The organism is Massilia sp. W12 (genome assembly GCF_037300705.1).
GTDB lineage: Bacteria > Pseudomonadota > Gammaproteobacteria > Burkholderiales > Burkholderiaceae_D > JACPVY01.
This window is the reverse complement of the sequence record NZ_CP147776.1, coordinates 4,448,877-4,467,299: the sequence shown is the minus strand read 5'-3', so window position 1 is coordinate 4,467,299 and position 18,423 is coordinate 4,448,877. Positions and strand designations below refer to the sequence as shown.

At 58.0% G+C, this 18,423-nt stretch carries 17 protein-coding genes and 1 tRNA gene; 11 read left to right on the top strand and 7 right to left on the bottom strand.

All coding sequences use genetic code 11. The annotated features are described in order from the left end of the window. The first annotated feature begins 29 nt into the window (after positions 1 to 29). The 3 genes from folE to V8J88_RS17990 all read left to right on the top strand — a co-directional run bounded on the left by folE (position 30) and on the right by V8J88_RS17990 (position 3,091). Positions 30 to 752 carry a GTP cyclohydrolase I gene (gene folE, locus V8J88_RS18000; protein WP_338845612.1) on the top strand — a complete coding sequence of 241 codons (723 nt, stop codon included), beginning with the start codon at positions 30 to 32 and terminating at the stop codon, positions 750 to 752. Positions 753 to 760: 8 nt separating this feature from the next. Then, positions 761 to 1,186 (top strand): BLUF domain-containing protein, encoded by a 426-nt coding sequence (locus V8J88_RS17995; protein ID WP_338845611.1) that lies wholly within the window; start codon positions 761 to 763, stop codon positions 1,184 to 1,186. A gap of 144 nt (positions 1,187 to 1,330) precedes the next feature. Continuing rightward, the gene (locus V8J88_RS17990; protein ID WP_338845610.1) at positions 1,331 to 3,091 is read left to right on the top strand and encodes a cation:proton antiporter; all 1,761 of its coding nucleotides are present in this window, start codon (positions 1,331 to 1,333) and stop codon (positions 3,089 to 3,091) included. A 28-nt stretch (positions 3,092 to 3,119) separates the two neighbouring features. Here the strand turns inward: V8J88_RS17990 and V8J88_RS17985 are convergent, their stop codons facing one another. The 5 genes from V8J88_RS17985 to pepN form a co-directional block, all read right to left on the bottom strand. After that, complete coding sequence (locus tag V8J88_RS17985) at positions 3,120 to 4,496, bottom strand: hypothetical protein (RefSeq protein WP_338845609.1); 1,377 nt, start codon at positions 4,494 to 4,496, stop codon at positions 3,120 to 3,122. Positions 4,497 to 4,794: 298 nt separating this feature from the next. Beyond that, complete coding sequence (locus V8J88_RS17980) at positions 4,795 to 5,139, bottom strand: hypothetical protein (RefSeq protein WP_338845608.1); 345 nt, start codon at positions 5,137 to 5,139, stop codon at positions 4,795 to 4,797. 99 nt (positions 5,140 to 5,238) lie between these two features. Further along, positions 5,239 to 5,314 (bottom strand) — tRNA-Thr (locus V8J88_RS17975). A gap of 57 nt (positions 5,315 to 5,371) precedes the next feature. Next, positions 5,372 to 6,388: a class 1 fructose-bisphosphatase gene (locus tag V8J88_RS17970; RefSeq protein ID WP_338845607.1), complete on the bottom strand. Its 1,017-nt coding sequence runs from the start codon at positions 6,386 to 6,388 to the stop codon at positions 5,372 to 5,374. A 32-nt stretch (positions 6,389 to 6,420) separates the two neighbouring features. Next, on the bottom strand, positions 6,421 to 9,102 hold the full coding sequence (pepN, locus tag V8J88_RS17965) for an aminopeptidase N (RefSeq protein WP_338845606.1): 2,682 nt from the start codon (positions 9,100 to 9,102) through the stop codon (positions 6,421 to 6,423). Positions 9,103 to 9,402: 300 nt separating this feature from the next. On the opposite strand from pepN, the gene V8J88_RS17960 reads away from it, so the two are divergent. The 3 genes from V8J88_RS17960 (at position 9,403) to V8J88_RS17950 (ending at position 11,575) form a co-directional block, all read left to right on the top strand. After that, positions 9,403 to 10,152, top strand: a complete 750-nt coding sequence (locus tag V8J88_RS17960) for a DUF4136 domain-containing protein (protein ID WP_338845605.1) — start codon at positions 9,403 to 9,405, stop codon at positions 10,150 to 10,152. Between the two features lie 545 nt (positions 10,153 to 10,697). Beyond that, the gene (locus V8J88_RS17955) at positions 10,698 to 11,090 is read left to right on the top strand and encodes a Rap1a/Tai family immunity protein (protein WP_338845604.1); all 393 of its coding nucleotides are present in this window, start codon (positions 10,698 to 10,700) and stop codon (positions 11,088 to 11,090) included. Then, positions 11,087 to 11,575 carry a T6SS effector amidase Tae4 family protein gene (locus V8J88_RS17950; RefSeq protein WP_338845603.1) on the top strand — a complete coding sequence of 163 codons (489 nt, stop codon included), beginning with the start codon at positions 11,087 to 11,089 and terminating at the stop codon, positions 11,573 to 11,575. Before V8J88_RS17955 ends, V8J88_RS17950 begins: the two co-directional genes overlap by 4 nt. An 85-nt stretch (positions 11,576 to 11,660) precedes the next feature. On the opposite strand, the gene V8J88_RS17945 is transcribed toward V8J88_RS17950, so the two are convergent. Together V8J88_RS17945 and V8J88_RS17940 are read right to left on the bottom strand one after the other, a co-directional pair. Beyond that, positions 11,661 to 12,452, bottom strand: a complete 792-nt coding sequence (locus tag V8J88_RS17945) for a DUF1631 family protein (protein ID WP_338845602.1) — start codon at positions 12,450 to 12,452, stop codon at positions 11,661 to 11,663. Between the two features lie 109 nt (positions 12,453 to 12,561). Further along, positions 12,562 to 13,545: a quinone oxidoreductase gene (locus tag V8J88_RS17940; protein ID WP_338849920.1), complete on the bottom strand. Its 984-nt coding sequence runs from the start codon at positions 13,543 to 13,545 to the stop codon at positions 12,562 to 12,564. 163 nt (positions 13,546 to 13,708) lie between these two features. Between V8J88_RS17940 and V8J88_RS17935 the strand changes: the two genes are divergently transcribed. From V8J88_RS17935 to rsfS, 5 genes are all read left to right on the top strand, one after another. Continuing rightward, on the top strand, positions 13,709 to 14,434 hold the full coding sequence (locus V8J88_RS17935; RefSeq protein ID WP_338845601.1) for a YebC/PmpR family DNA-binding transcriptional regulator: 726 nt from the start codon (positions 13,709 to 13,711) through the stop codon (positions 14,432 to 14,434). Between the two features lie 32 nt (positions 14,435 to 14,466). Further along, positions 14,467 to 15,744 (top strand): phosphoribosylamine--glycine ligase, encoded by a 1,278-nt coding sequence (gene purD, locus V8J88_RS17930; protein WP_338845600.1) that lies wholly within the window; start codon positions 14,467 to 14,469, stop codon positions 15,742 to 15,744. Positions 15,745 to 15,964: 220 nt separating this feature from the next. Next, positions 15,965 to 16,903: an oxygen-dependent coproporphyrinogen oxidase gene (gene hemF, locus V8J88_RS17925; protein WP_338845599.1), complete on the top strand. Its 939-nt coding sequence runs from the start codon at positions 15,965 to 15,967 to the stop codon at positions 16,901 to 16,903. A gap of 2 nt (positions 16,904 to 16,905) precedes the next feature. Next, on the top strand, positions 16,906 to 17,568 hold the full coding sequence (gene nadD / locus V8J88_RS17920) for a nicotinate (nicotinamide) nucleotide adenylyltransferase (protein ID WP_338845598.1): 663 nt from the start codon (positions 16,906 to 16,908) through the stop codon (positions 17,566 to 17,568). Further along, positions 17,558 to 18,415, top strand: coding sequence for a ribosome silencing factor (gene rsfS / locus V8J88_RS17915; protein ID WP_338845597.1), 858 nt, complete (start codon positions 17,558 to 17,560; stop codon positions 18,413 to 18,415). Before nadD ends, rsfS begins: the two co-directional genes overlap by 11 nt. The last annotated feature ends 8 nt before the right edge of the window (positions 18,416 to 18,423 follow it).

Genomic DNA, 18,423 nt, shown 5'->3' with positions numbered 1-18,423 from the left:
CCCCCTTTTCTTTCCCTGGAGAATTCCTGATGACTTCTGATTCCATTGCGCCGCCAGTGCATGACGAGGCCGGCACGCCGGTTTCACAAGTGATTCGTGCGCGCCTGCAGGCAGCGCGTGCGCGCTTTCATGCCAATGACAATATCGCCGATTTCATCCAGCCCGGTGAGCTGGAGTTATTGATCGATGAAGTGGAACAAAAATTAAAAGGCGTGTTGCAAAGCCTGGTGATTGACACCGAAAGCGACCACAATACCAATGACACCGGGCGCCGCGTGGCCAAGATGTTTGTCAAAGAAGTGTTTGCCGGCCGCTATCAGGCGTTGCCGACCATGACCGAATTCCCGAATGTGTCACGCTTGAATGAGTTGATGATCATCGGCCCGATCACCGTGCGCAGCGCCTGTTCGCACCATTTATGCCCTATCATGGGACATGTCTGGGTCGGCGTGATGCCGAATGAGCATTCCAATCTGATCGGTCTGTCGAAATATGCGCGGGTGGCGAACTGGATTATGAGCCGTCCCCAGATTCAGGAAGAGGCGGTGGTGCAACTGGCCGACATCCTGCAAGAGAAGATGCGACCCGATGGCTTGGCGATTGTGATGGAAGCCGACCATTTCTGTATGCATTGGCGTGGCGTTAAAGATACTGATGCGAAAATGATCAACAGCGTGATGCGCGGCTCATTTTTGACGGATGCTGATTTGCGCCGCGAATTTCTGTCGTTATTGCAAAACCGGAAAAAATGAGGGGCGCCATGTTGGTACGTTTGCTATACGCCAGCCGCGTTGTGGGCGGCATGAATCAGGAATTGATTTCCGATATTCTGGCCAAGGCCAGAAAAAACAATCCCTCCGCCGGTTTAACCGGGGTGCTGTGCTATGGCGGCGAGATTTTCTTGCAAGTGCTGGAAGGCGGGCGCGATCAGGTGAATGCGGTGTACGGCAAAATTTTGCGCGACCCCCGGCACAAAGATATGGTCTTGCTCGAATACGGTGAAATTGCCGAGCGCCATTTCAATAACTGGACTATGGGCCAGGTCAATTTAAGCAAGCTCAATCCTTCGGTCTTGCTGAAATATTCTTCCCTGCCGCAACTCGATCCTTACACGGTGTCCGGCAAAGCCTCGATGGCCTTGCTGGAAGAGTTGATCGCGATCGCTTCTATCGTCGGTCACGCCTGATCCGGCTTGGCTGTGCCGCCGCGATGTGCGGCACAGCGCTTGGCGTGCGCCTTTCTTGCAGCGCAGCACTCACAGTCACGGCGCCGGATGCTATGCTTGCATCTGCGCCGCGCCCCCGCGCAGGCCCAGCTTACGGGGACATTTATGCATGCATCAGACTTTATCCATGATCTGGCGATGATCATGTTGATCGCCGGTATTGTGACGGTGGTTTTTCACTACTTGCGGCAACCTGTGGTGCTTGGCTATATCGTGGCCGGCGTTTTGATCGGGCCGCATACCCCTCTGGTTCAATTAATTCATGATCAGCACACGATTCAGATTTTGTCAGAACTGGGCGTGGTGTTTTTGATGTTTTCGCTCGGGCTGGAATTCAGTTTGCGCAAATTGGGCAAGGTGGGCGCGACGGCGTTTGTGGTCGCCCTGGGCAAGATCGTGATGATGGTCTGGATAGGCTATCAAATCGGACGTTTAATGAGCTGGAGCGCGATGGACGCGCTGTTCCTCGGCGCCATGCTGTCGATTTCCTCCACCATCATCATTGTCAAATCCCTCGACGAATTGGGCATGAAGCATGAGCGCTTCGCCCATCTGATCTACGGCATTTTGATTGTCGAAGATATCCTGGCGATTGGCATTATCGCCTTGCTCACCGGTATCGCCATGAATGGCACGGTGGATGCCGGCGACGTCCTGGCCACGGTCGGCAAGCTCTCGCTGTTTATGATTGTTTCTCTGGTGCTGGGCTTATTGATTGTGCCGCGCCTGATTGATTATGTGGCGCGCTTTAAGAGTAATGAAACCCTGCTGGTGGCGGTGCTTGGCCTGTGTTTCGCGTTTTGTCTGGTGGTGTTGAAATTGGACTACAGCGTGGCGCTGGGCGCTTTTATGATTGGCGCCGTGATGGCCGAAGCGCGCAGCCTGCTTCTGATTGAGCGCTTGATTGAGCCGCTGCGCGATATGTTTTGCGCCATCTTCTTTGTCTCCATCGGCTTGTTGTTTGATCCCAAGGTGGTGCTCGAATACGCCCTGCCGATCACCATCATCACCCTGGTGGTGGTGTTCGGCAAGATTTTCAGCGCCACGCTGGCCACGTTCCTGGCCGGCCAGGGCGGGCGCACCTCGATGCGGGTTGGCATGGGGCTGGCCCCGATTGGCGAGTTTTCCTTCATCATCGCAGGTCTTGGCTTAAGCCTGAAAGTGACCTCCAGCTTTTTATATCCGATTGTGGTGGCGGTCGCGGCGATTACGATTTTGCTCGCGCCCTATCTGATCAAACTCTCCGACCCCTTGCTTGGCGTGATGGAAAAAGCCTTGCCGCAAAAAGTGGTTGATCAAAGCCTGGGCTATACACGCTGGCTGCGCGGCCTGCAGCTGGAAGATGAGCGCGCCATGATTGCCATGCTGTTTGCGCGCATCATCGTGCAAGTGCTGGTGAATTGCTGTCTGGTGGCGACGGTGTTTATCGCCAGCGTGTATTTCATGGGCGTGGTTGAGAAAATGAGTCTGTTTGTGTTGAAAGAAGAGTATTTGCAGCGCAGCTTTGTGTGGGGCGGCGCACTCTTGATTTCCGCCCCCTTCCTGATTGCGACCTATCGCAAGATGCAAGCCTTATCCATGATGTTGCAAGAGGTTTTCCATCTGCCGGAACTCAGCAGCGCATGGCGCAAACGCTTCCGGCGCTTTTTGTTTGAGCTGCTGCCACTCATCACCATCGGCTGGATTTTGCTCTTGATTACCTTCATCAGCGGCAAAATCCTGCCGCCGCCGGCCTGGCTGCTGGGCGTGATTGCGCTGGTGACGGCAATTTCGCTGATCTTCTGGGGCTTTTTTGAACGCTTGCACTCAAGGCTGCAGATTGCCCTGTTTGAAGCCATGGCGGAGGATAAAGGCGAAGCGCATTAAGCGTGCAGCTTGGCGCTGGCAAGCGTGATTAAGCGGCTTCCGGCTTGCTTTCTTCGACCTTGTCTTTCTTCTTGAATTTGGCGCGCAGGCCGGCCAGCCAGGCGGCAGGCGCGCTGCGCATTGCGGCCAGCAGGCGCGCCGGGCCTGCCGCCATGTTTTGCTTACTGCGCCGCAGCGCCGTGCGCATGCGGTCAAGCTTGCCGCGCCAGCCGGCGCGCGGCGGCGCGGCCTCTGCCGGCGCTTCGCCTGTTTCCGGCCCGGCTTCTGCTTGAGCCGGTTCCGCCTTGGGCTTGGCGGCTGGCGCTTTGGCCTTGGTTTTTTTCCGCTTCTCTTGCCATTTGCTGCGCACGGTGAGCAGCAGGAAGGAGAGCAGGGCGACGCCAAAGAAGACGCCGGCGGAAATCAAGAGAATGCGCAAAGGAATCATGGTTTCTTGCGGCTTTTTGGACTTGGCCGCCATCGGCATGGGCGTGGCTGGCGGGCTTGGCAGCGCCAGCGGGGCCGCAGCCGGCCCCTCATCGGCCAATATCACCCGCTTTAACACCGCAACCTTGTCATCCAGGCTGTCGAGCTGGGTCGCAATAAAATCGTTTTCCTGTGCAATCGCGGCGCAGCGGCGCGCAGCATGTTGCGCCTGCTGTAACTCTTTACCGCACTGCGGCAAAGCGTTACGGCCGGGCGCGCTGGCGCGCGTCTGCGCATGGGCTTGGCGCGCTGCCGCTGCGGCGATGACGGGCGGCGCAGCCTCAATCTGGCTGGCATGGCTGGCGGCGGGGATTTCCGCTTTCTCCGGCGCCTCGCGGCTGGCCTGCGCGCGCGGCAACTCGGCTTCTTCATCGGCCTGGCTGGAGGCGACGCTGTGGCTGGGCGGTGCGGCGGGATCAGCTTCCAGCCATAAAGTCAGCTGGCGCACCACATGGTTTCGGCCATCGCCCAATTCGAGATAGATATTCAGATAGCTGTCATGCACCGGCTGGCTGGATTGCAAAATCACCAGATGGCGGCCTTCTTGCTGGCGCAGCAGCAGGCGCACGCTGTTGAGCACCGGATTGCGCCGGATATTGCCGAGGCGGTAGGTGTCGGCCACCGCCAGACGCGCTTGCAAATGCTGTTGTTCTTCCGCACTGAGCGCGGTGATTTCGACTTCCGCCAGCAGATTTTGTCCGATATGGGAGAGTGTGCGGATCTGACCGATTTCCGCTGCCGTGGCCGGCCCGATCCAGGCCAGCGCCAGGCCGCCAGCCAGCAGGAAGCGCAGCCGCCAGCGGTGCAACATCAGATGGATGCGGCGGCGCATGGGGGCCGGGTTGAGGGCGGTCACGGCATCCAGGCCGTGCGCGCGCAACGCAGCCGCCCGCAGCAGCAGAGTCTGGCAAAACCTGAACATCAAGTCGGTCTGTCTCATAGCGGCGCAAATCATGCATAGCAGGATGAAAGTCCGGCTGCGCCCGGATTGCGGCGGCAGCTTGCTTCCAGTATTGCATGTGCTATGCGCCAGGCAAAGTCTGCCGGCCCGGATTGCGGCAATTTGTGGCGTCACGCCACCTTGCCATCCAATCTGTGCGCCAGTCTTGTGCGCGCGCGACAATGCGCGCGGCGCGCAGCCATGCTTTGACGTTATCGACAGCTTTGGGTCAGGCATTAGGGGCGGCGGCCGCTTTTGGCAGCCGGGCAAGGCTGGCCGTCGCGCTGCGCCGGACGGATCAGCAATTGCGGTTTTGGCAATCCGCCAGATCGGCCGCCGCCAGCAATTGCGCCGCCAGACGGCGCGCCTGTTCGGCATTCAATTCGCGGCATTGTTGATCCAGCCACAGGCGCACCACGGCGGGTGTGTCCAGATTGCTGGCGCCGGCGCTGCGCATAATGCGCAAGGCGCCGCGTTTGCGTACATCAACCATGTCGCCGAATTGGGTCAGGATGGGAGTATGAAAAGGGTGGAGGGAAGCGGATTCTTGCGCCAGCACATTGGAATCAGCGGCGGCGTGGGAAGTGGAGTAGCGCATCATGTCCTCGCGATAGCTGTATAAAAACACAGTATAAGCGCGCAATCAGGAGGATTTCAATCATTTTCTGAGACCGGCGCCATCTGATGATGCTGCGCGGCGCAGAAATGACAAAGCCCCGCATGGCGGGGCTTTGTCTGATTCTGGTGCCGGAGATAGGAGTCGAACCTACGACCTTCGCATTACGAATGCGCTGCTCTACCAACTGAGCTACACCGGCGAAAGCGCAAATTATAGCACGCGAAAATGCAAATGCAAGGTGCGATACAGTCCGGGTTTACCCTGCCGCATCCGCCTGCAAATGATAGCTGGTGACCAGTTCCACTTCCTCTTTTGAGCCTAAGAACACCGGCACGCGCTGATGCAGCTTATGCGGCTGGATATCCATGATGCGCTGGCGGCCATCGGTAGCGGCGCCGCCCGCCTGCTCGACAATAAAAGCCATCGGATTGGCTTCATACATCAGACGCAGCTTGCCCGGCATGCTGGTGTCGCGCATATCCGCCGGATACATGAAGATGCCGCCACGGCTCATGATGCGGTGCACATCGGCCACCATCGAAGCGATCCAGCGCGTATTGAAATCCTTGCCGCGCGGCCCGGTTTTGCCGGCCAGCATTTCATTCACATAGCGCTGCACCGGCGCATGCCAGTGTCGCGCATTCGAGGCGTTGATGGCGTATTCCTTGGTGCTTTCAGGAATCCGCATATTGCGGTGGGTCAATACCCAGGCCCCGAGTTCACGATCCAGCGTGAAGCAATTCACGCCATGGCCAGTGGTCAGCACAAACACGGTTTGCGGGCCGTAAATCGCATAGCCGGCGGCCACTTGCTGGCGGCCCGGCTGCAAAAAGGCCGCTTCGCTCGGCTCTTTCATGCCTTCCGGCGCTTTCAGCACCGAGAAAATGGTGCCGATTGAGACATTCACATCAATATTGGAAGAGCCGTCCAGCGGATCAAACACCAGCATGTATTCGCCGCGCGGGTAGCGGTTTGGAATCTGGTGCACGGTTTCCATTTCTTCCGAGGCCATCGCCGCCAGATGGCCGCCCCATTCATTCGCTTCGAGCAAGATTTCATTGGAAATGATATCCAGCTTTTTTTGCACTTCGCCCTGAATGTTTTCCGTATCGGCGCTGCCCATCACATCGCCCAGTGCGCCTTTGCCGACTGCATGACTGATGGTCTTGCAGGCGCGCGCCACGACTTCGATCAAGAGCCGCAGCTCAGCCGGGATATTCTGGTGCAAGCGTTGTTCTTCCACCAGGTACTGGGTAAGACTGACTCGTTTCATGTTGTCCTCTATCAGTAAATAAACCTGCGGGCTTACAGCACGCCGAGCGCTTTGCCGATGATTTCCGCCACGTCTTTTGACAGCTTGCGGGTTTTGTACACGCGTTGCAGCGCGACTTCCATCTTTTGCTGCAGCGGCTTGGCGTACAGGCGCCAGCGATCCAGCGCACGCGCCACGCGCGCCGCCACTTGCGGATTGATGCTGTTGAGGGCAATCACCTGGTCGGCCCAGAATTCATAGCCGCTGCCATCCGGCGCATGGAATTGCGCCAGATTGTTTTTGCAAAACACCGTAATCACGCTGTTGACGCGGTTTGGCGTTTTATAGGTGAAGGCAGTGTGCTCCAGCAGCGCGCGCACCGCATCCACATTGCTGCTTTCCGCCGTGGCTTGCAGGCTGAACCATTTGTCGATGACCAGGGCGTCTTTCTGGAAATCTTTGTAAAAGCGCGCCAGGGCTTTTTCCAGCACCTTGGCATTGCTCTTGTTCATCAGTGATTCCGGCATATTGATCAAGGCCGACAGCGCGCCAAAGCGGTCTGTCATATTGTCTGCCTGCTCGCACTGGGTTTGCGCCAGCGCCACGGCTTGCGGGTGGCCGGCTTGCAACAGCATATTCAGCGCATGGTTTTTCAGCGCGCGCTGGCCGGCTTGTCCGGCGTCCGGCTTGTAAGCGCCCTGGCGCTGATTGTTTTGATAGGTTTGCAGGAATTCCGCTTGCAGCGCCTGCGCCAGACTGCGGCGTAAGCCGTTGCGCGCCTTGCGGATGGCTTGCGGATCAACTTCTTCCTGCAATTCGGCCAACTCGACTTCGGAGGGCAGCGTGAGTGCGACATCGCGGTAGGCCGGATCCAGGCTGCTATCCATCAAGGTACTGCGCATGGCCTCGATCAAGAGCGGGTCGGCGCTGAATTCCTGTCCCAGCTTGCAGGCGCGGATCGCCGCCAGCAAGCGGCTGCGCAGCAATTGCTGCCCGGCTTCCCAGCGGTTGAACGGATCGCTGTCATACTTGAACAGGTGCAGCAATTGGCTTTCGCTCAGGCCGGAATCCAGCACCACCGGGGCCGAGAAATCGCGCAAGACCGAGGGCACCGGCAGCTTGGCCACTTGCAGGAAGCGGAAGGTTTGCCGCGTCTTGGTCAGCTCCAGCACCACCGATGTTTGGCCATGGGTGTGCGGCGCGCCTTCCAGATACAGCGGCAAATCGCGTCCGTCCGGCCCCACCAGCCCGGTCAGCAGCGGGATATGGAAAGCCTGTTTTTTCGGCTGGCCCGGCGTGGCCGGACAGGATTGGCTGATGGTCAGCTCAAACACCTGCGCTTTTTCATCGTAGCTGCTCTTGACCTTGACATGCGGCGTGCCGGACTGGCTGTACCAGCGTTCAAACTGCTTTAAATCACGCCCGTTGGCGTCGGCCATCGCGGCGCGGAAGTCGTCACAGGTCACCGCCTGGCCGTCATGGCGCTGGAAGTACAAATCCATCCCTTTGCGGAAGCCGTCGCGTCCCACCAGGGTCTGGTACATACGCACCACTTCCGAGCCTTTTTCATACACCGTCAGGGTGTAAAAATTATTGATTTCAGCATATGCGTCGGGCCGCACCGGGTGCGCCATCGGGCCGGCGTCTTCCGGGAACTGGGATTGGCGCAGCACGCGCACATTGTCAATGCGGGACACAGCGCGACCGGCAGGCGTGCCGATCATATCGGCGGAGAATTCCTGGTCGCGGAAGACGGTCAAGCCTTCTTTCAGCGAAAGCTGGAACCAGTCGCGGCAGGTGACGCGGTTGCCGGTCCAGTTATGGAAATATTCATGGCCGACCACCGCTTCGATATTCGCAAAATCGGTATCGGTGGCGGTTTGCTGATTCGCCAACACATATTTGGTGTTGAAGATATTCAAGCCCTTGTTTTCCATCGCGCCCATATTGAAATCGCCGACGGCGACGATCATGAAGCGGTCCAGATCGAGTTCCAGGCCGAAGCGCTCTTCATCCCAGCGGATGCTGTTGACCAGCGATTCCATGGCGTGCGCGACTTTATCGAGGTTGGCGGCTTCCACCCAGATTTGCAGCAACACCTTGCGGCCAGAGCGCAGGGTGTGCCATTGCTCAACCTTTTCAAACTTGCCCGCCACCAGCGCGAACAGATAAGACGGCTTTTTGAAGGGATCTTCCCATTTCGCATAATGGCGGCCATCGTCGAGCATGCCTTCTTCCAGCAAATTGCCGTTGGACAGCAGCACCGGATATTGCTTTTTGTCGGCGCGCAGCATGACGGTGTATTTCGCCATCACGTCCGGGCGGTCAGGGAAGTACGTGATTTTGCGGAAGCCCTCGGCTTCGCACTGGGTGTAGAAATTGTTGTTGGACGTATACAGCCCGTTGAGCGAGGTGTTTTGCGCCGGCGCGATCAGGGTTTCGATATCCAGCACCACATCCTTGGGCGCATCGGGGATGGTCAGGCTTTGTTTATCCAGCTGATACTCACCGCGCTTGAGTTGCTTGCCATTGAGCCACAGGCGCACCAGTTTCAAGCCTTCGCCATGCAGATGGATGTCGCGCGATTTGCCCGCAGGATTGCGTTGCATGGTCAAACGGGTGGCCACGCGGGTCGCGTCGGGATCGAGATCAAAGCCGATTTCCACGGTTTCAACCAGGTAGGCGGGCGGGGTGTAATCTTTGCGATAAATGATATGAGGCGAATCAGTGCGCATAGTGCAATCTCAAAAAAATCGGCAGGTGGACATTTTACCAAGACCGCGCATGCCGCAAGAAAGTTTCTGCGTTGTGAAAATAAAGCGCCAGCAATGGCCCGCAGCATACGAAGCGTAGGCCAGGTTGTCGCGCAGCGGTAACCCGGCGTCCGACACCCCTGGCGCCACAAGGCAACCCGGGCCAGCCCGCCCCGCGCATCTCAGGCCGGGGTAATACAATATAAGCGTGCGTGTTGCAATCACGCTGTTTATGCTGGCTTGCCGCAAAACCGGTGCGGCGCTGATTTGTGTGGAGGATGTATGAAGCCGATGAATTGCCGCCGGGGTTTGCGGCTGGAAATCTGGGTCTTGTTGTTATGCAGTATGCTGCTTAGCGCCTGCAGCCTGACCTTGCACAGCGAAGTGCGCATCAAACAGCAATGGCCGGCGCAGGCGGCGCCGCAAAGCTATGCATTCGCCAGCGTCAGCGCGCGCGAAGAGGGCGACGAGCAAACCTATCAACAATTTTTGCAACTGCTGCGCCCGCGCTTGCAAGCCTTGGGCTTTACCGAAGTCGCCGCCGGCGCCGACATGCAAGTGGTATTGCAAGTGGCGCAATATGCGCAAAGCGTGTATCAGCTCGATGATGTGATGTTCGCCAGTCATGGCCGGCTGTGGCGCACTTGGGCGCGCGGCCCCTTTTTGCATGCGCCGCTGTCGTCCTGGAACGCAGTGTACTGGGGGCCGTATTTCGGCCCGCACTACGGCCCATATTTTGGCCCCTGGCACAGCCCCGGGCGCTGGTATGCGCCAAGTCTGGCGTATGACCCCTGGCATAGACGCGGCCTGGTGTATGTGTATCGCGAATCGCCTTTTCCGAATATGCAAAGACGCTTGCGCTTAGCCCTGGTGCGCAACGCCGACCAGCAGATTTTATTTGAAGCCCTGGTCGATAATGAAACCCGCGATGACCATCTGGAACGGGTGCTGGGCTTTATGCTGGATGGCGCGCTGGAGGGGTTTCCGGGCGTGAATGGCAGCGTGCGCCAGTTTTCGCGGGAGTTTAAATAGCGGGCGGCGGAATGCAATCTGAACCTGCCGCATCCCGTTTTGGCGGCTGAAAATCGGCAGGGGCGGCTTTAGCCGCGAAAACAGCCTTGGCCCTCCACATGCGCCGATTCAGGGCCTCCAACCCTTCACACAAGCAATTCAGCAGCCGCTGGTGGAGCTAAAGTTTGTCGGTGGTCAAGGCGTAGCGGCATGCCCTGTTGCCGGATGGTTTTGATCACTGTCATACAATATCTTTTGCAATACCCGCATCGGATAACAGTCTCATCATCCGCAATCCTTAGCCTGCCGCGCTCATTCCCGCGACTATTGCGCATCGCGCGCCTCGGGGATGATGCGCACGCGGGTGAGGTCTTGCACATCACTGAACAAAAACTGAAGCAGCGTCGAAAATGCAGTGATTGACTGGCATGTGAATTCGATGTGATAAAATCAACTGCCACTATTTACCTGGCTTGCAATTACTTTGCAATTACTTTGCAATTACTTTGCAATAAAATTTGCAATTCTGATTTTCATCTCAATAAAATTGCCATAGGGGAATCTTGATGATTGGAAAGGTTTTTATAACACTGTTTGGCTTGGCTTTGCTTGGCATGTTGCAAGTGGTTGCTGCAGACAGTAAGCTGCTGAAATCAGAGAAACATCCACAATCAATGATTATTGAAAATAATAATTTGATTGCATCCGAATTTTTTGCTGCTTATATGAGCAAAAACATGCAGGAGCGTCGTTTTGCTGAAATGTATTTGCTTGGCGTATTGGATGCAACTGAAGGCAGTGCTTGGTGTGATTATAAGCTGGTGAAAACCATTTCATTGGATGAAATGGTTTATGAGGGTTTTAAAAACAGTGATCCAGAGAAGTTAAAAAGAAGGGCTTCTTCAGTTATCTCTGAAATTCTGCAAAAAAAGCTTGCCTGCAAAAAGGGGCGTAAATGAAATTATCGTACTTTTCATTGAAGAAATACCACTATTCTTCAGATAAGTTCAGTTTGGCGTATGTCTCCGGCGCTGATTTGTACCATGAGATTGGCTATGTCCAAGATGATTTGATTAAACAGAATGCCGGGTATGTCAATACCTGTGCTACGCGCATGAGTTTGGCGCTTCTCAAACATGGCGCACCAATCAATGGGCGCTTGAAAGTCAGGGTTGGAAAATTTAAAGGCAGGACTGTGGAACCGGGGGCCAAGTTGTTGGCCGATCAGCTGGCAAAGCCGGATTTTCTTGGGAAACCACAAATTTATCGAACAATTGAAGCGCCTGGAAAACTGGTGGGGAAAAGAGGGATTGTTTTTTTCTGGAAAATTGAAGGTTATTCAGGCGGGCACATTGATTTGATTGAGCCAAGTAATGCCGCGCAAGTGTGCCATTCTGCTTGTTATTTTTCTGCAAAAGAAGTGTGGTTTTGGCCGTTGCGCTAATGGGGGCGTAAAAACCGTATTTCTTGCGCAGCCGGGCAGGGGGCATGCTTTTATGCCCGCGCGGCGCAATATTGTGAAACCCGGCTCAATCGCGCCACAACAGCGGTTTGCCAACGGGAATATGCGCCGGTTTTTCATGTTGCCACACGCACACCGCCTCTTTTTCCCGCAGCGCGCGCGCCAAGTCTTCGTCGGCGATGGAGAAGAAATCGGCCCCATCGTCGCGCACGAAAATAAAACGGCTGTGACCGGGGCTGATCCAGGCCAGCTTGTAGCGCAGCATCGGTTCTGCGCTGTAAGGCGTGAATTGAAAATCCATCCACTGCCCCTGCCGCATCGCATCCACGGTGCGGTTCGCCTCGTCCAGCATGCGCGGCGGCTTATCCTGGCGCTCCATCAATCTTTCACTGGCGCGCTGCGCTACCGTCACGGCATATTCGATCTTCTGGCGCGGCGTCAGTGCGGCGCGCGCATAGGTGGCCTGGCGTTGCGCCAGCTTGGCGAAGAAATGTTGCCGCGCCTGGCCGTGCCAGTTGATCGCGTCCAGGTGCTGGCTCAAGTCGCGCACAATCGCCGGCAGGCGCGACAGCAGATTTTTGCGCTCCTCCGCCGTGGCCTTGGGCGTGGTGCTCCAGATCAAATCGTCCAGCACTTGCCGCACCGCGACGATTTTTTCATCTTCTTCGCTGGCGTGCGCCTCGGCTAATACATGCACCCAATGTTGTTGTAAAAATTTACCGATGAACCCGGCCACTTCGCCGGTATCCAGCCGCTGTTCGATATCCGCTTGCGCCGCCAGCATGCCATCCTGCATCTTTTCCTGGTGCAGGGCTTCGGCGATGCATTGCATCAAGTCGTCGCGGGTTTGGACTTTCATACTCAGGTGTACCAGGCCAGTGAGGCGAAGGTGATCAACACCACCAGGCCGACCACACCCAACAGGGCCAGCAGCAGCAAGCCAAAACGCGGGCTGTCTCCTTTATTACTCATGCATGCTCCGGAATCAAAATACTGCTGCCAATGGTGCTGCGCGCTTCCATCTCGATATGCGCTTGCGCCGCGTCAGCCAGGGCGTAGCGCTGGCGCACATCAATCTTGATCTGGCCGCTTTGCACCATGCTGAACAGTTCCGCACCCATCGCTTCCAGATCAGCGCGTTGCGCGGTGTAGGCGAACAGGGTGGGGCGGGTGATGAAGAGCGAACCGCGTTTGCTTAATTCGCCCAGGTCGAAAGCCGGCACAGCGCCGGAAGCGTTGCCGAAACTGACCATCATGCCTAGCGGGCGCAGGCAGTCCAGCGATTGGTAAAACGTGTCTTTGCCGATCGAGTCGTACACCACTTTGACGCCGGCCCCATTGGTCAGCTCGCGCACCCGTTCGACAAAATTTTCAGTGCGGTAATTGATCACATGCGCCGCGCCATGCGCTTTGGCCAGCGCCAGTTTTTCATCGGAACCGGCAGTGCCGATCAAATTCACACCCAGCGCGCGCGCCCATTGGCAGGCGATTAAGCCGACCCCGCCGGCTGCGGCGTGAAACAGCACGGTGTCGCCGGCTTGCAAAGGGCAGGTGCGGCGCAGCAGATATTGCACCGTCAAGCCCTGCAACATCATCGCCGCCCCGGTTGCATAGTCAATCTCCGGCGGCAATTTGAGCGCGATGGCGGCCGGCATATTGCGCAGGCTGGCGTAAGCGCCGTTCGGCCTGCCGGCATAGGCGATGCGGTCGCCCGGCGCGAAATCCTGAACCCCTGCGCCTACCGCCACCACTTCGCCTGCGCCTTCCATCCCCAGCGCAGTTGGCAGCGGATGCGGGTATAAGCCGCTGCGGAAATAAATATCGATGAAATTCAAACCGCAGGCGTATTGCCTGACCTGGATTTCGCCCGCCGCCGGCGCCGCCACTTCCTGCTGGTGGTAACGCAAGACTTCCGGCCCGCCGGTGCGCTCAATGCTGACGATATGGGCAATGCTCATGGCTGTGTTCTCTCTGGTGGCGCGCGCATTTGCGTGCAGCTGTCGATTTTAGCAGCAATCTATGCACAAACAGCGTTTGCCCGCTGGCGGCTTTGGCGCCGGGGCGCATTGTGGTAAAATCCAGGCCCATTCCCAATGGTTGACAGAAAGAAAGAACATGGCTGGACATAGCAAATGGGCTAACATCAAGCACAAAAAGGCGGCCACTGACGCCAAGCGCGGCAAGATCTGGACCCGTCTGATCAAAGAAATCACGGTCGCTGCGCGTATGGGCGGCGGCGATATCAACACCAATCCGCGTCTGCGCCTGGCGGTCGATAAGGCGGCGGATGCGAATATGCCGAAGGACAACGTGACGCGCGCGATTCAGCGCGGCACCGGCGGTCTGGACGGCGCCAACTACGAAGAAGTGCGTTACGAGGGCTATGGCATCGGCGGCGCGGCGATTATCGTCGATTGCATGACCGATAACCGGGTGCGCACCGTGGCCGAAGTGCGCCACGCCTTCTCCAAATTCGGCGGCAATATGGGAACCGAAGGTTCGGTCGCCTTCATGTTCAAACACTGCGGCCAGATGTTTTTTGCGCCCGGCGTGGACGAAGATAAATTGATGGAAGCCGCGCTCGAAGCCGGCGCCGATGATGTGATCGCGGATGATGAGGGCGGCTTTGAAGTGCTGTGCCCGCCAAATGATTTTGCCGCCATCAAAGAAAAAGTGGAAGCCGCCGGTTTCAAACCGGAGGTGGCGGAAATCGTGATGCGTCCCGACAATGAAACCACGGTCACAGGCGACGACGCGGTGAAAATGCAAAAACTGCTGGATGCGCTGGAAAATCTGGACGACGTGCAGGAAGTTTTCACCAACGTGACCGTTGATCTGTAATGCCGTCTTGCTTCTCTTGGGAATAAGTTCTTATGAAAATTCTGGTTGTTGGCGGCGGCGGGCGTGAACATGCCCTGGCCTGGAAACTGGCGCAATCCGAGCGCGTCACCATGGTGTATGTGGCGCCTGGCAATGGCGGCACGGCGCGCGATGCGCGCATGTGCAATGTCGCATTGTCCGCGCCGCAGGAGCTGGCTGATTTTGTGCGCAGTGAGCACATCGATTTCACCGTGGTCGGCCCGGAAGCGCCGCTGGCGGCCGGGATTGTGAATCTGTTCCGCGCCCAGGACTTGAAAATTTTCGGCCCGACCAAAGAAGCCGCGCAACTGGAAAGTTCAAAAGACTTCGCCAAAGCTTTCATGGTGCGGCATAACATTCCCACCGCTGAGTACCAAACCTTCACCGACGCCGCAGCGGCGCACGCTTATCTGAATGAAAAAGGCGCGCCGATTGTGATCAAGGCCGACGGCCTGGCAGCCGGCAAGGGCGTGGTGGTGGCGCAGACCCTGGACGAAGCGCATCAAGCGGTGGACATGATGTTGTCCGACAACAAGCTGGGCAGCGCCGGTTGCCGCGTGGTGATTGAAGAATTTCTGGCGGGCGAAGAAGCCAGCTTTATCGTGATGGTGGATGGCAAGCATGTGCTGGCCTTGGCCACCAGCCAGGATCACAAGCGTTTGCGCGATCAGGACGAAGGGCCGAACACCGGCGGCATGGGCGCTTACTCGCCGGCCCCCATCATCACCCCCTCGCTGCATGCGCGCGTGATGCGTGAAATCATCAATCCCACGGTGCAAGGCATGGCGCGCGACGGCATTCCGTATTCCGGTTTCCTGTACGCCGGTTTGATGATTGATGACAAAGGCAATCCGAAGACGCTGGAATTCAATTGCCGCATGGGCGATCCGGAAACCCAGCCCATCATGGCGCGCCTGAAAACCGATTTGGCGCATGTGTTTGAGCAAGCCTTGCATGGCGCGCTGGATGCGGTCGAACTCGAATGGGATCGCCGCACCGCGCTGGGCGTGGTGCTGGCCGCCGCCGGCTACCCGGAAGATCCGCGCAAGGGCGATGTGATTCGCGGCATTCCGGCGGATACTGCCGAGTGCACCACCTTCCATGCCGGCACCGTGCTGCAAGACGGCCAGTTGCAAACCTCGGGCGGGCGCGTGCTGTGCGTGGTCGGCCTGGGCGACAGTGTCAAGATGGCGCAAAAGCATGTGTATGACACAGTGGAAAAAATCCATTTCGATGGCATGCAATACCGGCGCGACATCGGCTGGCGCGGCATGAAACACCCGGCGGCTTGAGCCGGATGCGTCAGACATTGCGGCCCGGAGCTGTCCGGGCCGCTTTGTTTTTTGAGAAACAGCCTGATCAAGCCGCAGGTGCGGCTTTAGCCGCGAATGACAGACTATGAAAATGCGTCAGCCGGTAGGAGCGGCTTTAGCCGCGAATGCAGTTCTTACAGCAACAACAATTGCATCGAATAAACTGAAAATATAACGCCCCAGCCCAGAGCCGAACAAGATGACAGAAAACACCCGCCAACAACCGGATACCGCAGCCGTCAAACAATATTTGCTGAACCTGCAGGAATCCATCGTGCAAGCGCTGCAAAACGCCGATGGCCAGCCGTTCCGCACCGATGCCTGGGACAGGCCGGAAGGCGGCGGCGGGATTTCACGCTTGATCGAAGAGGGCGATTTGTTTGAGCGCGGCGGCGTCAATTTCTCGCATGTGCAGGGCAGCCAGTTGCCGCCCTCGGCCATGGCCAACCGCCCGCAATTGGCGGGCCGTCCCTGGCAAGCCATGGGCGTGTCCCTGGTGCTGCATCCGCGCAACCCCTATGTGCCGACGGTGCACATGAATGTGCGCTACTTTGAAGCGTATGCGCGCAACCCGGAAGAAGAAAGCGTCTGGTGGTTTGGCGGCGGCATGGATCTAACCCCGTATTACGGCTTTGCCGAAGATGCGCGCCACTTCCATCAGACTTGCCGCGCGGCGCTGGCGCCGACAGCCGGCGGGGCCGATTTGCATGCCGAATTCAAACGCTGGTGCGATGACTATTTTTATCTGAAACATCGCAAAGAAGCGCGCGGCGTGGGCGGGATTTTCTTCGACGACTTCCATCGCTTGAGCTGGGAAGAAAGCTTCGCCATGACGCGCCATATCGGCGACGCCTTCATCCCGGCCTATCAGCCCATCGTGCAGCGCCGGCGCGCCCTGCCATATGGCGAGCGCGAACGCGATTTCCAGGCATACCGCCGTGGCCGCTATGTCGAATTCAATCTGGTGTTTGACCGTGGCACCCTGTTCGGCCTGCAATCCGGCGGGCGCACCGAGTCGATTTTGATGTCCATGCCGCCGATCGTCAAATGGCGCTACGACTGGCAACCGGAGGCCGGCAGCGCGGAAGCCGCGCTGTACAGCGACTTCTTGCCGGTGCGCGACTGGCTCGCGGAGTGAGCATGCGGCCCTGCATCGCGATTCTGGGCGGCAGTTTTGATCCGGCCCATCTTGGGCATGTGGCGCTGGGCCGCCACGTCCATAGCGCGCTGCAGGCGGATGAATTGCGCCTGCTGCCAGTTGGCTGTCCCTGGCAAAAAGGCGGCCTGCAAGCCAGTTGCGAACAAAGACTGGCAATGTTGCAACTGGCGTTTGCCGAGACCGGCTTGCCGCTGTATTTTGACCAGCGCGAATTGCATCAGCAAAGCCCGAATTACACCGTGCAGACCTTGCAGCAAATGCGCGCCGAATTGGGGCCGCAGGTGGCGATGGTGTTTGTGATCGGCGCCGACCAATGGCAGCGCCTGCACACCTGGCGCGAATGGCCCAGACTATTTGAACTGGCGCATCTGGCGGTGGCCATGCGTCCCGGTTTTACGATTCAAGGCGAGGCGCAAGCGCAGGCGCGTCTCGCTGATTTGGCACAGTTGCGCACGCAGCCTTTTGGCAGCGCAGTGCAATTGCCGCCCATGGCGCACCCGGCTTCGGCTACCCGGGTGCGCGAACTGCTGCAGAACCAGGGCGCGCACTTGGCCCCTGCAGTGCAAGAGGAATTGGCGCAACTGCTGCCAGCCAAAGTGTTAGACTATATTCAATATCATCAATTGTACCGACATGGAAATTAATAAATTACAGGCGCTCGTGATCGACGCGCTGGAAGACGTCAAAGCGCAGGATATCCGCCTGTTTGACACCACCCATTTAAGCAGCCTGTTTGAGCGCATCGTGATCGCCACCGGCACCTCCAACCGGCAAACCCGCGCCCTGGCAGCATCGGTGCGCGACAAAGTCAAAGAGGCCGGCGGCAGCGTGGTCGGCCTGGAAGGCGAAGACACCGGCGAATGGGTGTTGGTGGACCTCAACGATATGCTGGTGCATATCATGCAAGCGCCGATCCGCGCTTACTACCGTCTGGAAGAAATCTGGGGCGATAAGCCGATTTCAATCGACGAAGCGAAACGCGCCGCCAAGCGCAAGAACGCGCCCAAGAGCACCAAGACCGCAGAGCCGGTGAAAACCAGCAAGCATCTGGCGGCAATGCAGGATGCGCCGGAAGAAAGCGCGCCGAAACGCCGCAGCACCCGCAAAACCGCAGAAGACGCAGACGCCGCCCCGGCCAAACCGCGCGCCCGCAAGAGCGCCGCCGGCGCCGAAGCGCCCGCCGCGCCCAAGACCCGCGCCCGCAAAACCGCCGTCAGCGCCGTCAGCGAACAAGTGCAGCAAGTGGTGGCCGCGAAAAAACCGCGCAGCCGCAAATCCACAGTCAGCGATGAGGCAGTGGAAAGCGCCGCACCGGCCCCGAAAGTGGCGCGCGGCGCCAAGGTCAAAGTGGCTCAGTCCAAGTCTGTCACCGCAGAACTGAAAGAAGTGAAAGCCGCCAAGACCGCCGCACGCAAAGCGACGGAAAAAGCAGCGGAAAAACCCGCCGCCCCGGCCAAGCGCGTGATCCGTCGCGTCAAGAGCGGGGAATGAGCGGCGCG

Coding starts and splice junctions, on each gene's coding strand:
- folE (WP_338845612.1), top strand. CDS start 30: ATGACTTCTGATTCCATTGCGCCGCCAGTGCATGACGAGGCCGGCACG.
- V8J88_RS17995 (WP_338845611.1), top strand. CDS start 761: ATGTTGGTACGTTTGCTATACGCCAGCCGCGTTGTGGGCGGCATGAAT.
- V8J88_RS17990 (WP_338845610.1), top strand. CDS start 1,331: ATGCATGCATCAGACTTTATCCATGATCTGGCGATGATCATGTTGATC.
- V8J88_RS17985 (WP_338845609.1), bottom strand. CDS start 4,496: ATGAGACAGACCGACTTGATGTTCAGGTTTTGCCAGACTCTGCTGCTG.
- V8J88_RS17970 (WP_338845607.1), bottom strand. CDS start 6,388: ATGAAACGAGTCAGTCTTACCCAGTACCTGGTGGAAGAACAACGCTTG.
- pepN (WP_338845606.1), bottom strand. CDS start 9,102: ATGCGCACTGATTCGCCTCATATCATTTATCGCAAAGATTACACCCCG.
- V8J88_RS17960 (WP_338845605.1), top strand. CDS start 9,403: ATGAAGCCGATGAATTGCCGCCGGGGTTTGCGGCTGGAAATCTGGGTC.
- V8J88_RS17955 (WP_338845604.1), top strand. CDS start 10,698: ATGATTGGAAAGGTTTTTATAACACTGTTTGGCTTGGCTTTGCTTGGC.
- V8J88_RS17950 (WP_338845603.1), top strand. CDS start 11,087: ATGAAATTATCGTACTTTTCATTGAAGAAATACCACTATTCTTCAGAT.
- V8J88_RS17945 (WP_338845602.1), bottom strand. CDS start 12,452: ATGAAAGTCCAAACCCGCGACGACTTGATGCAATGCATCGCCGAAGCC.
- V8J88_RS17935 (WP_338845601.1), top strand. CDS start 13,709: ATGGCTGGACATAGCAAATGGGCTAACATCAAGCACAAAAAGGCGGCC.
- purD (WP_338845600.1), top strand. CDS start 14,467: ATGAAAATTCTGGTTGTTGGCGGCGGCGGGCGTGAACATGCCCTGGCC.
- hemF (WP_338845599.1), top strand. CDS start 15,965: ATGACAGAAAACACCCGCCAACAACCGGATACCGCAGCCGTCAAACAA.
- nadD (WP_338845598.1), top strand. CDS start 16,906: ATGCGGCCCTGCATCGCGATTCTGGGCGGCAGTTTTGATCCGGCCCAT.
- rsfS (WP_338845597.1), top strand. CDS start 17,558: ATGGAAATTAATAAATTACAGGCGCTCGTGATCGACGCGCTGGAAGAC.